The following is a 14,653-nucleotide window of genomic DNA, read 5'->3' on the forward strand; positions in this document are numbered from 1 at the left end:
CCTCATCCATACTAGATGAAAAGACACCCTGCTTGAAGCGTTATGAAACTTATGCTCCCCAGCCGTTCTTAACCATAAAGTCAAGGAAAATAATCAGAGCAATCCACAGCAAAGCGATGAACACTGTGATTCTATTCAAGTTACGCTCTGCCACACCTGAGGTTCCAGCATTTGCGGAAATACCGCCGCCGAACATATCGGACAGACCGCCACCCTTACCCTTGTGCATAAGAATCAATGCGGTAAGCATAACACTCAAAATAACTACAATCACTTCAAGCGTGACCTTGAGAACGAACAACCAGTTCATTGCACCTCCAATAAAAACTATTTATCAGAATACTATATGCCTTCGAAAATCCGTAGCCTGTGCCACGCAGTCTGTTCGATGCATCTCGGCTGGGATTGGCTAACGATTTTTGCCTGCTTTAGAGGTGAGACGAATAATTGTAGCAAATTCGTCTGCATCGAGGCTCGCTCCGCCCACGAGGAAGCCATCCATATCGCGGGCTTCATTCATGAGCAAAGTGGCATTATTCGCAGTGACAGAGCCTCCGTAGAGAATGCGCACCTTGTCCGCGGTTTCTGGCGAGTAAACGCGCGAAAAGTGGAGGCGAATGGCGGCTGCTGCGTCTTGTGCAGACTGTGGCGTGGCCACGAGGCCGGTGCCGATGGCCCATACAGGTTCGTAGGCGATGATGATTTTTTGCGCATCTGGTTCCGGCAAATCACGTGTAATATCGTCCACTTGGCCGACCGCATAATCCAGCTCAATGCCCTCGCGTCGTTCCTCGTAGCCCTCACCCACGCATAAGATGGGCGTCATGCCCGCTGCGAGTGCCGCGCGGACCTGATCGACCATATTGGCGTCATCATCGGAATGATAACGGCGACGTTCCGAATGACCTACGAGCACGTAAGTGCATCCCAAAGCGGACAGCATATCTGCTGACACATCGCCGGTAAAGGCACCTTGTGCGGTAACAGAAACCGTCTGTGCACCGTAATCGATGTTGATATGATCGGCGTCTACAAGCACCTGCACGCTACGAATAGAGGTAAAAGGTGGAAGAAGGGCGATTTCACAGCTGTCATAGTCAAAATTCGCATCGCGCAGCAACCACGCCAGCTTTTGCACAAAATACGTGGCCTCGCGATGATCCAAATTCATTTTCCAGTTGCCAACAACTAGAGGTGTTCTGGAATGTGCCATGTCATACTCACTCTCAAAAAGGTCTCTTCCCATATTGTAAAACACAATCGATACCATCCTGCATCGATACATTGTGCTGTGTATTCGCAAAAAACGCGGTAGATACAGATACACTCATATAAAAATGCAGCTCAACGCTGGGAAACAACGCTGAGCTGCGAGGAGATTATGCCTAGATTAGTCGAGCACGCTCAAACCTGGCAAAGTCTTGCCTTCGAGGAATTCGAGGGAAGCGCCGCCACCGGTAGAAATGTGGGAGAACTTGCTCTCATCGAAGCCCAGGTTACGCACTGCAGAAGCAGAATCTCCACCACCCACGATAGAGAATGCGCCATTCTCAGCAGTGGCATCAATCAAGCCCTGAGCAACTGCGCGAGTACCGCCTGCGAAGTTGTCAAACTCGAATACGCCCATAGGGCCATTCCATACAACGGTCTTAGAATCAACAATCTTGTCATGGAAGAGCTTCTGAGATTCTGGGCCAATGTCCAGACCAATCTTGTCCGCTGGAATCTGATCTGCAGGTACAGCTTCGAACTTGGTATCTGCCTTGAACTCATCGGCTGCGAGAATATCGGTTGGAAGCACGATTTCTACGCCATTTTCCTTAGCGGTGTTCAAGTAGCCCTTAACGGTATCAATCTGGTCTTCTTCCAGAAGAGACTTACCGACTTCGTAGCCCTGAGCCTTGAGGAAAGTGAAGACCATGCCGCCGCCGATAACGAGGCGATCTGCCTTGTTTAGCAGGTTGGAGATAACGCCGAGCTTGTCAGAAACCTTGGAACCACCGAGGACAACCGTCAATGGACGCTGTGGGTCGTTGGTTGCCTTGGACAGAGCTGTTACTTCCTTTTCTACGAGCAAGCCCGCAGCTGCTGGAAGATCTGTGGCTACATCATAGTTGGAGCCTTGTGCACGGTGCACAACGCCGAAACCATCGGACACGAAAGCGTCACCCAGAGCCGCAATCTTCTTTGCATATGCAGCACGCTCGTCTGCATCCTTAGATGTTTCTTCTGGATTGAAACGCACGTTTTCGAGCAAGACGACATCACCATCGTTCATTGCTGCTACCTTAGCCTGAGCATCTTCGCCGTAGGTGTCCTTTGCAAGGGTTACTGGTGCGTCGAGCAATTCGCCCAAACGTGCTGCAACGGGAGCAAGGCTCAACTCTGGCACAACCTGGCCCTTTGGACGGCCCAGATGAGCCATGACGATAACCTTTGCCTTCTGATCACGCAAAGCGTTGATGGTAGGCAATGCTGCACGGATGCGACCATCATCAGTGATAGTCGTGCCATCGAGTGGAACATTAAAGTCCGCACGCACAAGCACACGCTTGCCGGACAAATCACCCAAATCTTTGAGAGTCTTCATTAGCTTCCTTTCTATTGTCGCTACTTATGAAGTTTAGTTCTTTTCCGCCTCGGCTGCACGTTGCTTTTCAACTTTGGTTGCCAGCTGGAGCAGTCGGCGGATTCGACCGGCTATGGCATCCTTCGTAATGGGAGGATTTGCTAGACGGCCAAGTTCTTCAAGGCTTGCATCACCGTGATCTAAGCGGAGCTGTCCGGCAGCACGCAGATTCTCAGGAATGTCATCGCCGAGAATCTCGAAGGCCTTACGCACCTTCTGGCTAGCCTCCACGGCTGCTTTTGCACTACGACGCATGTTTGCATCATCGAAGTTTGCTAAACGGTTGGCCTTGCCACGGGACTCGCCCTCTACGCGCTTACCGCTCCATTCACGGGCTGTAGTGGTGGCTCCCATAAGAATGAGCATACGCTCAATCACATCAGGATCGCTCAAACGTACGCGTACGGAGCTCATCACACGATGTGGCTTAGCGGTAATACCCAATCGACGTGCGGCGATAATAAGATCGTTTACGGCCTCTACGCTTGGGCAGACAATTTCCATCATGCTGGATTTGCCCGGGTCGCTCAAACGACCTTTTGCCAAGAATGCGCCACGCCATGCGGCCTTGACCTGTGCAATATTTCCTTGAATATGCGCTGGTGCAATACCCGGAATTTCGCTCGAACGCTGGTCGAGCAAGCCTGTTTGCAGTGCCAGACGCTTTCCGTCACGGGTAACTGCTACCAGATAGAATTCCACAGGTTCACCAGTTGGCAGTGTCGACGTAGCTTTACGCAATTCTGCATCGTATCCCCAAATCTCTCGGATAGAGTTTTGAAGCCACAATGCGGCTGAGCGACTCGTAAATTGACCGGCAATAATCGGAATATTCTTGACTACCTGGATTCCGCCACCAAAACGGAGCATTGTAGAAACTTGGGCTTGCTTTGCTAATGACGAGTCATCAGTAATTGCTGCGAGTTCGTTCTTGACCTCGTCGAGCAGTGACACGGCGCCTCCTTGTAGGGTTGAAAGCTAATTATCCGAAAGATTAGTGTAACGACAACCTTGGATAGTTATGAAAATATAATTAATTATGATGGATTCGTTCGAGCTCACGTGCGGATACGGTTACCGTCAAGCCTTGCGCTTTCAAGCGTCGAGCCAGTTCTTGGCTCATGGCTACAGACCTGTGCTGACCTCCGGTGCAGCCGATCGCAATTGTGACAAAATGCTTATCTTCGCGAGCATAACCATCAAGGGCAATGGACAAAGCCTGCTCATAGGCGTCCAAAAATTCGTGTGCCCCATTGCTAGACAGCACATAATCGCTGACGGGCTTATCCATACCCGTTAAATTACGCAGTTCTGGCACCCAGTACGGATTCGGTAAGAAACGCACATCCAACACAAAATCTGCATCAGAAGGTACGCCGTGCTTAAAGCCAAAGCTGAAAATATGGACATTCACGGTTTTTGCGCCGGTACCCACTAAAGATTCGTACAGCTGAGTAGAAAGCTGATGAATGCTGGTACGCGTGGTATCGATGATAACGTCGGCGCGTTCCTTGAGCACGGAGAGCAGCTCTCTTTCGGCGTGAATGCCGTCGATGAGCCTGCGACCATTTTGCAAAGGATGTGGTCGGCGTACAGATTCGTAACGTTGCACGAGCACTTCGTCACTGGCATCGAGGAAGATAATGCGCGTTTTTACGCCTAAATCCTCCAAATGAGCCAAAACTTGCGCTAAATCATCGAAGTACGAACGCGAGCGGACATCAATTACCGCAGCGAGTTTATGTACTTTAGAACCGGAAGAAGTCATCATATCCACGAGCGGCACGAGCAGAAGTGGCGGCAGATTATCTACTACATACCAACCAATATCTTCTACGCTATCCGCTGCGCGTGAACGGCCAGCACCAGACATACCCGTAATGAGCAAAACTTCAAAATCGTCTGTGGACGATACTGTGTGCTCCTCATTCGATACTGAATTGCCTTGTAGCTGAGCCGGCTCCAATGAATTCATCTTCTCCATAATGTATAGCTTAACCCTAGAGCTGTTCAATTAGAGCATTTTTCATCTCTAAGAAAGCTTTGTCCATGATTTCTGAGACGTCCAAGCTGGTCATATAGGCTACCTGGGCTATGGCTTGGCGGAGCAACATGTGCTCTCCTCCCCTGACGTGGGCGCCCTTGAGCTCCATGCTGTGCATGAAATCGGTGGGGCGTGGATCGTAAATAACATCGAGGACATATGTACCGGTCACGTCAAGGTATGGTGGCAATTGTGCAACGTCTGCTGCGAGTGTATCTGTGGCATGCGCAGGCACTGCGGCGATAATAATATCCGCCTGCGGAATGAACCGGATTGCATCGGACCAGGGTGCAACAGATATAGTGACCGTATCGGTCTGTGACGTGTGCGCTGCAGGATACTGTGTCATGAGCTTTGCCACGTGATGTGCTTGATCATCCTGTACTGCACACACGGTGAAATCTCGTGCGCCCGTTTCCATCAGGGCGGCTATAGCCGAGGTGGCGGTCGAGCCTGAACCTAAAATCAGCACGCGTTTGTCGGAGCAATTATCGAGCAAAAATTCGTCATGGAAGGTGCGTTTAATGCCATCCACATCCGTGTTATACAAATGGATAAAAGGCAAAGCGCTATCGTGCGAGTTGGAGCGATTCCAGTCAAAAACTGCCGTATTTGCCACGCCTAAGAAGGCTACGCGTTCGTCTTGAGTATCGCCAAAACGCAAAGCCTCTTTTTTCAGTGGCATAGTCATACTGACGCCTGCCCAGGTTGAATCAATAGACTGGAAAAATGTACCCAAGGCGGCCTCTCGCACCTCCTGGCGACCGTACTCCCAATCCGTTAAACCCAATGCCCGATAAGCGGCATTATGCAAGACGGGTGACAAAGAATGCGCAATAGGCGATCCGAGAACTGCTGCGTGATGTTGATTCATACCTTCATTATCCTTATAGACAGTGGACGTTTTTAGGATTTTTCCCCTGTTTGTTCCACATCGTGTTCCGTGTGAGCGTTTTCTGTATTCCCTACTGACTGCCTTTCTGACTGGTCCACGGGCTGTTCTTCATGGAGAGCATCGTAAAGCACCTGAGCTTTCGACGCACCAATGCCCGGCACAGCCAGAAAATCGTCCAGACTTGCCTGACGCATGGCACGCACAGAGCCAAAATGATTGAGCAGCTTCTTCTGGAAGCTGGGACCAATGCCCGGAATATCGTCCAGTGCCGAGCGCAGAGCACCCTTTCGTCGCGTTTTACGGTGATAAGTAATAGCGAAGCGATGCGACTCGTCACGGATGCGTTGAAGGAGATACATACCCTCCGACTGACGCTTAAGAATGATGGGATACTCATCATCTGCCACCCAGACTTCTTCGAGCTTTTTCGCGAGACCGCAGACCGCCACATCCGTGATACCACAATCATCCAGAGCACGTTGTGCTGCTTTGACTTGTGGCTGACCGCCATCGACGACTATCAGATTTGGCTTATAGGCAAAGCGGTGGCGCTGAGTATCCTGCTGAACGATGGATTGCGCAGAATCGTGGAGATGCTCGCTAGACTGTTGTGTTACCTGCACTTGATCGTGGGATTGGGCAGCAGCCTTTTTGATACGTTCCTCATCCTCCATACTTTCGCCCGTATCGCCCGAAATATTGCCATGCTTAAAACGGCGTGTCAACGTTTCATAAATGGCAGATGTATCGTCAATTGCACCCTTACCGTCTGCTCCTCTGATAGCAAAATGACGATAGAAATTCTTCTTCGCCATACCATCCTCGAAGACCACCATGGAAGCCACCTGGAAGGCACCACCCGAAGCATTAGAAATATCGAAGCATTCTATACGCAGTGGAGCATTATCCAACATAAGCGCATCGGCGATGTCCTTGAGCGCTTGAGAGCGGGCGGTTAAATCGGTAACACGACTCAACTTCGAGCGCTGCAAACTTTGCTTTGCATTGGCATTCGCACGATCGAGCAGGCTACGTTTTTCGCCGCGTTCGGCCACGCGGATCGTTACAGTCGATCCACGAATACCGGACAACCAGGCCTCGAGATCCTCTCGACGAGCGGGTGCAAAAGGCACGATAATCTCGCGTGGTACGGGCGAAATCGGTGACAGCAAATCATGACGACCGGTTATGTCTTCGCGTTCGTGCCTATTCCTCGTCGCCTGTGCCCTACTGGCGGCATCCACGGCTGTGGTCTGCTGTGTCGGCGCAAGAGCATTTCTGTGTTCAGAAACGGATATAGAAGACTGGGCTTGCGCTTGCGTTGTTTCGGCGGAGGTATCAGATGATGCTGAAGGAGCAGACTTATTCGTCTCCGATGCGTTTTCCTCCACAGCTGCGCTGTAGACCTGTGTGATGAGATCAGCGAGCAGTTCTGCATTATCGATGTCTTCTACGCGTTCAACAGACCAGCCGCGCTCACCACGAATGGTGCCCGCGCGTACGAAGAAGGAATGGACGCTTGCCTCCAATTCATCTGTTTCTACACCGATAATGTCGGCATCTACGTCCGAGGAAAAGACCACCGAATTTTGCTCGAGGACGGATTCCAAAGCATGAATCTGATCGCGAATTTTCGCCGCTTTTTCAAATTCAAGCTCCGCACTCGCCTCTTTCATCTGATCTTCCAGCTGTTTCCTAAACGATGCACCGAGACGACCAGTCAAAATAGCTACGAGCTGTTCGCTCATTTTGCGGTGCTCTTCTGGCGAAATCCACCCCACACAGGGTGCAGAGCATTTGCCAATATGCCCGAGTAGGCAGGGACGATGCGTTTCTTGAGCCTTCTTAAACACCGCTGGAGAGCAGGTGCGTACGGGATAGGCGTGGAGCATGGAGTCCAAAGTCTGGCGCATATTCCACACCTTGGCATACGGGCCAAAGTAGCGTGCTTTTTTGTTGTTTTTGGTGCGCGTCACCCAGACACGTGGAATCTCCTCCTGAGCGGAAATAGCCACATAAGGATAGGTTTTGTCATCGCGGAAAACGACATTAAATCGTGGATCGAATTCTTTAATCCACGTGTATTCCAAGGTCAGGGATTCCAGCTCGGTGCCTACGACTGTCCATTCGAGACTACGCGCAGTGAGCACCATATTTTGAGTACGCGGGTGTAGCCTCTCCAGAGGCTGGAAATAATTTGTCAGTCGGTTGCGAAGATTTTTCGCTTTGCCCACATAAATAACGCGCCCTTCAGCATCACGCCACTTGTACACACCCGGATTCGTTGGAATATCTGAAGTTTTAGGTCGAAACAGGTCACGCGAATCCCCCAGCAGCGGTGCGCCGTTGACATTCACACCGCCACCGGTACCTTGACCAGATGATTCCTGACCCGATGTCGATGTCTCATGGTCTTTCACCATGCGCAGTGCTGTTTTACGCCACACGCCTGGTGAGTGCTTTTCAATCAAAGAGTTCACAAAACTCCTCTTCGTATGAGTAATCGAACCTTAAATCTGTCATCGTGTGGGAAGCGCGTGCCCCAGCGCGATGACAGATTACTATTCAGTGTAGTTGAGTGGTTTCCTAGAATAGTGGCGATGCTACGCCCCTATGTGTTATGCCAATAGGGGCTTCAGGAACTTTCCTGTCCAGCTGCTGGCATTGGCTGCTACGGATTCTGGCGTGCCTTCGGTAACAACGGTTCCACCACCATCGCCGCCCTCAGGTCCCATGTCGATAATCCAATCCGCGCTTTTAATGACATCTAGATTGTGCTCAATAACAATAATCGTATTGCCTTTATCGACTAGACCCTGCAAAACCATCATGAGCTTATTGACATCTTCAAAATGCAAACCCGTGGTTGGCTCATCTAAAATGTACACCGTTTTGCCATCAGAACGCTTTTGCAACTCCGTAGCCAGCTTTACACGTTGGCTTTCACCGCCGGAAAGCGTAGGAGCAGGCTGACCCAAGCGAATATAGCCCAAACCGACATCCACCAGCGTCTGCAGATAGCGTGAAATGGCTGGATAGGATTTGAAGAACTGAGCGGCTTGCTCGATAGGCATATCCAAAATATCTGCAACGGATTTGCCATTGTACTTCACTTCCAAAGTCTCGCGATTGTAGCGCTTGCCATGGCAGACTTCGCAGTCCACATAAACATCCGGCAGGAAGTTCATCTCAATCTTGATGGTGCCATCTCCATGGCAGGCCTCGCAGCGTCCGCCTTTCACATTGAAGGAGAAGCGGCCAGGGCCATAACCACGGACCTGAGCTTCTGGTGTTTTGGCGAGCAAATTACGAATCTTATCCCACACGCCGGTGTAGGTGGCAGGATTGGACCGCGGTGTACGACCAATAGGATTTTGGTCGACGTGGATTACCTTATTGACCTGATCGACGCCTTCTACCCTTGTATGCTTTCCGGGCACTTTGCGAGCACCGTTGAGTTTATTGGCTAGCACCGGATACAGGATAGAGTTCACGAGCGTGGATTTGCCCGAACCAGATACACCCGTAACGGCGGTAAGCACGCCTAATGGGAAACGCACATCGATGTCTTTGAGATTATTTTCTCGTGCACCCACCACCTTGAGATTCTTAGTTTTGTATACACGTCGACGATGTGCAGGCACCTCAATCTTCTTACGACCACTAATATATGCTCCCGTGACGGAGCGAGAAGCGTTGACAATATCCGGTGCATGACCAGAGAAGATAATTTCACCACCGTGCTCACCCGCTCCAGGACCAATATCCACTAGCCAATCCGCGGTCTTAATCGTATCTTCATCGTGCTCGACGACGATAAGCGTATTGCCGAGATCGCGCAAATTATGCAGCGTCGAAATGAGGCGCTCATTATCACGCTGATGCAAGCCAATAGATGGCTCATCGAGCACATACATAACGCCCACCAGACCAGATCCAATCTGCGTGGCCAAACGAATGCGCTGAGCTTCTCCACCCGACAGCGTTGCAGCTGCGCGAGAAAGCGTGAGGTAAGTCAAGCCTACATCGTTGAGGAAACCCAAGCGAGCGCGAATTTCCTTGAGAATTTCGACAGAAATCTGTGCAGCAGCGCCCTCTAGATGCAGGTCTTGTACCCAAGCAAAAGCGCGTTCAATCGGCATTTCGCACACATCGATAATGGATTTATCCGCTACAGTGACGGCGAGTACTTCTGGCTTTAGACGTTTGCCGTGGCATACGGGGCATGGTACTTCGCGCATGTAGGATTCGTAATGCTGCTTTACAGCGTCTGAATCGGTTTCTTCGTGCTTGCGCATGAGTGTGCGTACGACGCCTTCGAATCCGGAGGTGTATTCGCGAGTACGTCCCCAGCGGTTGGTGTAGCTGACTTTTACTTTGAAATCGTGACCGTGCAGGATGGCGTCTTGAATATCCTTATCCAACGCGTTCCACGGCGTGTGCATGTCGAAGTCGAGTTCCACGGCAAGACCTTCCAGCAAATGCTGGTAGTACTGGGATTGTGCCTTGGAGGAATTCCATGGTTCAATAGCGCCTTCTGCCAGTGACTTGGATGTGTCGGGAACGATGAGTTCTGGGTCGATTTCGAGCTTAAATCCAATACCGGTGCACTCTGGGCAGGCGCCGTACGGTGCATTGAAGGAGAAGGTGCGTGGTTCGATTTCGTCGAGTTCGAGCTCGTGGCCATTTGGGCAGCTGCGATTTTCGGAGAAAGGTTGGCGACGTTCCGGGTCCTTTTCATCGAGGTCTACGAAGTCTGCGATGACGACGCCGTGTGCGAGACGCAAGGCAGTTTCTACGGAGTCTGTAAGACGTTGGCGCATACCATCTCTAATAGCTAAACGATCGATGACCACTTCGATGGTGTGCTTGTTCTGCTTCTTCAGCGATATTTCTGAGTTGAGCTGGGTAAGCTTGCCATCGATAATTGCGCGTGCATATCCATCCGTGCGTAGAGTTTCAATGAGCTCCACAAATTCGCCCTTACGACCTTTTACGACCGGTGCTAAGAGCTGAAAACGGGTACCTTCGGGACGACTGAGTAAGGAATCGACGATTTGCTGCGGGGTTTGTTCGGTGATAATTTCGCCGCAGACTGGGCAATGTGGAATACCCGTGCGTGCGTAGAGCAAGCGCAGATAATCGTAGACTTCGGTAATAGTACCCACGGTGGATCGTGGATTACGATTCGTGGTTTTCTGATCGATGGATACGGCTGGGCTGAGACCATCAATCATGTCCACATCCGGCTTGTCCATTTGTCCGAGGAATTGACGCGCATAAGCGGACAAAGACTCCACATAGCGACGCTGACCTTCGGCAAATAACGTGTCGAAAGCCAAGGAAGATTTACCGGAACCGGATAATCCCGTGAACACGACCATTTGATTGCGCGGAATTTCCAAATCGACATTTTTCAAATTATGCTCGCGTGCGCCTTGAATCACAATCTTTTGATTCAAGGGCACATCGTGTAAATCTTCGATGATTGTTTCTTGTGTCACTATATTCTCCTCGTTTTATCGACTTTCATTCTAGCAAAGTCATTCGAACAAATTTTCGAATAGTGGGGGAAGTCACTTCACGGCGAAATTTCGTGTCTTTCTATTAGTATCGGACACAGTTAAAGTGAGGTTTTATATGGCTATTTCGGCACAGGGATTAGAGATTCGTATTGGAGCGAGGCAACTGTTAGCTCCAACTGATTTTCATGTTTCTGCGGGCGATCGTATTGGTTTAGTAGGGCGCAATGGCGCTGGAAAAACTACGCTGACTCGAGTTATTACAGGAGAAATGTTACCAGCTGCGGGCAAAGTCAGCTATTCGGGGAAATTGGGCTATCTGCCCCAGGATACGCATGCGGCAGATCCTGAGCAAAGCGCTATCGATCGCATTATGTCGGCGAGGGATATTGCGTCCATTGTGTCGCGTATCCGCAAGGCTGAGCAGGAGATGACGAATCCGGATCCAGATATTATGACGAAAGCCATGCGCCGCTATGATAAGGCCATGCAGGACTTCGAAAATGCCGATGGATACTCCGCTCAATCTGATGCTACGGTTATGGCGGAAAGTCTCGGCATCAGTCAGGACATTCTCCCCCGGGCGTTAGGTACGTTGTCCGGTGGCCAGCGCAGGCGTATCGAACTGGCGCGCATCCTCTTTTCGGATGCGGAAACCCTGATTTTGGATGAGCCGACCAACCATTTGGATGCCGATTCTATCGAATGGTTAAAGAAATACTTAAAAAACTATGCAGGTGGTTTTCTCGTCATCTCCCACTCCACGGAGTTACTGGGAGAAACCGTAAATAAGGTCTGGCATCTCGACGCTCAAACCGCCAAAATTGACATGTATTCTCTGGGATGGTCCGCATATCTCAAGCAGCGTGCAGTGGATGAAGAACGCAGACGCCGTGAGCGCGAAGTAGCTCAGAAGAAGGCGGAACGTTTGATGCAGCAAGGCATTCGTTTGCATGCGAAGGCGACAAAGGCTGTGGCTGCTCAAAATATGATGCGTCGTGCCGAAAAGCTACTCGCCGAAACCGAGCCTATGCAAAAACGAGAAAAGGTGGCGGATCTGCGCTTCCCCACGCCTGCACCGTGTGGCCGCACGCCTATTATGGCTGAGGATATTTCCAAAGCCTACGGCTCGAATATCGTGTTTGCGGGTATTAATCTCGCCGTCGATCGCGGTTCCCGTGTGGTTATTTTGGGTTACAACGGTGCGGGTAAAACCACGACTCTGCGCATTCTGGCCGGCCAAGACGAACCCGACACGGGCGAAGTTCAGTTCGGTCATGGCGCAAAAATCGGCTATTTTGCTCAGGAACACGACACCTTGGATACCAACGCAACCGTCCTCGAAAATCTGCAATCCGTTGCGCCCGAACTCGATGATACACAAGTGCGCACCATTCTCGGCAGCTTCCTCTTCTCCGGCGATGATGTCAATAAGCCTGCTCGTGTACTCTCCGGTGGTGAGAAAACACGCCTCGCGCTCGCTACGTTGGTGACGTCCAAGGCCAATGTGCTTCTGCTCGATGAGCCGACGAATAATTTGGATCCTGCTTCACGCGATGAGATTTTGAATGCCATTTCCAAGTATGAAGGCGCCATCGTGCTCGTTACCCACGATGAAGGGGCTGTACAGGCGCTCAATCCTTCTCGCGTGCTGTTGCTGCCAGATGGCGATGAGGATTTGTGGAATGATTCTTATTACGATTTGGTCGCTCTTGAGTAAAATTAGATAGACCCCACAAGGACTTTCAAACCGAAACACAAACCGATACGCCCTATCAGCGATGAACCTAGAAACGAGTTTTCAGCATTATGACGTTGCTCCAGCTTCAATACATAGTAAAAATCGTAGAATGCGGGTCGATGAATGAAGCCTCCCATGCTTTATACATCTCCCAGCCTGCCCTGAGCTCGGCCGTCAAAGAGCTGGAAAAAGAAATGGGCATTGAAATTTTCAAGCGCTCCTCCCAGGGCATTGCACTCACCGTCGATGGTGTGGAATTCCTGCAGTACGCACGTCAAATTCTCGACCAAACGGAATTGATGAATGAGCGTTACAAGCACACCAAGCCACGCAAGCAGTTGTGCCAGGTGTCTACGCAGCATTACATGTTTGCCGTCGAAGCCTTTGTAGAAATGATTAATTCCTCAGATACGGAGGAATACGAATTTTCTATCCGTGAAGACCGTACGCGTGAAATTATTGATGCGGTGGCGAATATGCGTTCGGAAATCGGCATCATGTACACCTCCGATTTCAACCGGAATGTCATCAATAAATTGCTGCGCGAAAAGCATTTGGAATTCCATCCGCTATTTAATGCCGGTTTGCATGTGTTCCTGTCGCGCGAAAATCCTTTGGCCTCAAGGACAGTGCTGACCATGGAGGATTTGAAGCCATATCCATTTATCCAATTTGAGCAGGGCGAAGAGGGCAGCTTCTACTTTGCAGAGGAGGCCTGCTGGCCAGACTACTCCCCTAAGCAAATCAACGTTACCGATCGTGCCACAAATTTGAACTTCATCGTGGGCTTAAATGGCTATACGATTTCCTCTGGCATTGATAACGAGGATCTCAATACCGAAAAAATCGTGACCGTGCCGTTGGACTCCAAAGATAAAATGCTTATTGGCTGGATAACGAATGAACGAGCCAATCTGTCGCATGCCGCTCAAACATACCTCGTCAAGCTCAAAGAAGTTGTGCGCAGCCACGGCTACGACATCATCGAAGACTAACGATTGCACGCCGGTCAACGAAAAGGCAACAAAAAAGGGGCTGTAATGAATTCCCTCATTACAGCCCCTGTCTCACTTTAGCGCGTATTTTATTGCGCACCATACTGAGCAAAATAGCTTTCAATATGAGCGTTTAAGGCCTCATCAATAAGCGGTCTTCCCTGCGCATTTTTCAGCGTACGTGCGGAATGAATGATGTCATGAATGCTTGCAATGGACAGCACCGGGAAATGGAATTCCTCCTCCACCGCCTGCACAGCGGACTGATCCGAATCCTTCGTCTTTTCCATACGATCCACAGACAGCACGAGACCTACGATATCCACGTCTGCCGCTGACTTCAGCTTCGGAATGACCTCACGCACAGCCGTGCCAGCTGTCATAACATCGTCGACGAGGAGCACCTTCATCCCATCGCGTAGCTCAGTTCCGACGAACATGCCACCATCGCCGTGGTCCTTCACTTCTTTACGATCAAAGGTGTAGCCCACGGCCTGAGACTGCTCAAAGGAGCCATTCTCTGACGGATCTAATTGCATCCAGCTCAACGCCATAGAGGTGGTTACGGCCAGAGGGATGCCCTTATAAGCCGGGCCAAACACCGTATCAAAGGCGCCTAGTCGTCCGGCCGCTTGTGCCTCGTGAATGGTGCGCGCATAAAACTGGCCGAGGCGTGCAATGCGATTGCCATCGTTGAAAGAACCTGCATTGATGAAGTACGGGGACTGTCTACCGGATTTCAATGTAAAATTGCCAAATTTTAAGGCGTTACATTCCAAAAGAAACTGGGTAAAATCATCCGTCATGCTCATGGTTATCCTCTTTTC

11 protein-coding genes are annotated in these 14,653 nt (G+C 50.6%); 2 read left to right on the plus strand and 9 right to left on the minus strand.

Features of this window, described 5'->3' with window-relative positions; all coding sequences use genetic code 11:
- Positions 1-49 precede the first annotated feature (49 nt).
- The 8 genes from secG to uvrA all read right to left on the minus strand — a co-directional run bounded on the left by secG (position 50) and on the right by uvrA (position 11,072).
- The gene (secG, locus tag D570_RS0107100; protein WP_026181955.1) at positions 50-301 is read right to left on the minus strand and encodes a preprotein translocase subunit SecG; all 252 of its coding nucleotides are present in this window, start codon (positions 299-301) and stop codon (positions 50-52) included.
- Positions 302-409: 108 nt separating this feature from the next.
- Positions 410-1,213: a triose-phosphate isomerase gene (tpiA, locus tag D570_RS0107105; protein WP_026181956.1), complete on the minus strand. Its 804-nt coding sequence runs from the start codon at positions 1,211-1,213 to the stop codon at positions 410-412.
- Positions 1,214-1,390: 177 nt separating this feature from the next.
- Positions 1,391-2,590, minus strand: coding sequence for a phosphoglycerate kinase (locus D570_RS0107110; RefSeq protein WP_018143698.1), 1,200 nt, complete (start codon positions 2,588-2,590; stop codon positions 1,391-1,393).
- A gap of 33 nt (positions 2,591-2,623) precedes the next feature.
- Positions 2,624-3,583: a DNA-binding protein WhiA gene (gene whiA / locus D570_RS0107115; RefSeq protein WP_018143699.1), complete on the minus strand. Its 960-nt coding sequence runs from the start codon at positions 3,581-3,583 to the stop codon at positions 2,624-2,626.
- A gap of 79 nt (positions 3,584-3,662) precedes the next feature.
- Positions 3,663-4,604 (minus strand): RNase adapter RapZ, encoded by a 942-nt coding sequence (gene rapZ / locus D570_RS0107120; RefSeq protein WP_018143700.1) that lies wholly within the window; start codon positions 4,602-4,604, stop codon positions 3,663-3,665.
- Between the two features lie 25 nt (positions 4,605-4,629).
- Positions 4,630-5,547 (minus strand): shikimate dehydrogenase family protein, encoded by a 918-nt coding sequence (locus D570_RS0107125; protein WP_018143701.1) that lies wholly within the window; start codon positions 5,545-5,547, stop codon positions 4,630-4,632.
- Positions 5,548-5,579: 32 nt separating this feature from the next.
- Complete coding sequence (gene uvrC / locus D570_RS0107130; protein WP_018143702.1) at positions 5,580-8,048, minus strand: excinuclease ABC subunit UvrC; 2,469 nt, start codon at positions 8,046-8,048, stop codon at positions 5,580-5,582.
- A gap of 138 nt (positions 8,049-8,186) precedes the next feature.
- Positions 8,187-11,072, minus strand: a complete 2,886-nt coding sequence (gene uvrA, locus D570_RS0107135) for an excinuclease ABC subunit UvrA (protein ID WP_018143703.1) — start codon at positions 11,070-11,072, stop codon at positions 8,187-8,189.
- Positions 11,073-11,208: 136 nt separating this feature from the next.
- On the opposite strand from uvrA, the gene D570_RS0107140 reads away from it, so the two are divergent.
- Together D570_RS0107140 and D570_RS0107145 are read left to right on the plus strand one after the other, a co-directional pair.
- Positions 11,209-12,810 (plus strand): ABC-F family ATP-binding cassette domain-containing protein, encoded by a 1,602-nt coding sequence (locus tag D570_RS0107140; RefSeq protein ID WP_018143704.1) that lies wholly within the window; start codon positions 11,209-11,211, stop codon positions 12,808-12,810.
- An 89-nt stretch (positions 12,811-12,899) separates the two neighbouring features.
- Positions 12,900-13,826, plus strand: a complete 927-nt coding sequence (locus D570_RS0107145; protein ID WP_026181958.1) for a LysR family transcriptional regulator — start codon at positions 12,900-12,902, stop codon at positions 13,824-13,826.
- Positions 13,827-13,915: 89 nt separating this feature from the next.
- Here D570_RS0107145 and pyrE read toward each other — a convergent pair whose 3' ends face one another.
- Positions 13,916-14,644, minus strand: a complete 729-nt coding sequence (gene pyrE, locus D570_RS0107150) for an orotate phosphoribosyltransferase (RefSeq protein ID WP_026181959.1) — start codon at positions 14,642-14,644, stop codon at positions 13,916-13,918.
- Positions 14,645-14,653 lie beyond the last annotated feature (9 nt).

This window comes from Alloscardovia criceti DSM 17774 (assembly GCF_000376885.1).
GTDB classification, from domain to species: domain Bacteria; phylum Actinomycetota; class Actinomycetes; order Actinomycetales; family Bifidobacteriaceae; genus Alloscardovia; species Alloscardovia criceti.

Coding starts and splice junctions, on each gene's coding strand:
- D570_RS0107145 (WP_026181958.1), top strand. CDS start 12,900: ATGACGTTGCTCCAGCTTCAATACATAGTAAAAATCGTAGAATGCGGG.
- D570_RS0107140 (WP_018143704.1), top strand. CDS start 11,209: ATGGCTATTTCGGCACAGGGATTAGAGATTCGTATTGGAGCGAGGCAA.
- tpiA (WP_026181956.1), bottom strand. CDS start 1,213: ATGGCACATTCCAGAACACCTCTAGTTGTTGGCAACTGGAAAATGAAT.
- rapZ (WP_018143700.1), bottom strand. CDS start 4,604: ATGAATTCATTGGAGCCGGCTCAGCTACAAGGCAATTCAGTATCGAAT.
- D570_RS0107110 (WP_018143698.1), bottom strand. CDS start 2,590: ATGAAGACTCTCAAAGATTTGGGTGATTTGTCCGGCAAGCGTGTGCTT.
- D570_RS0107125 (WP_018143701.1), bottom strand. CDS start 5,547: ATGAATCAACATCACGCAGCAGTTCTCGGATCGCCTATTGCGCATTCT.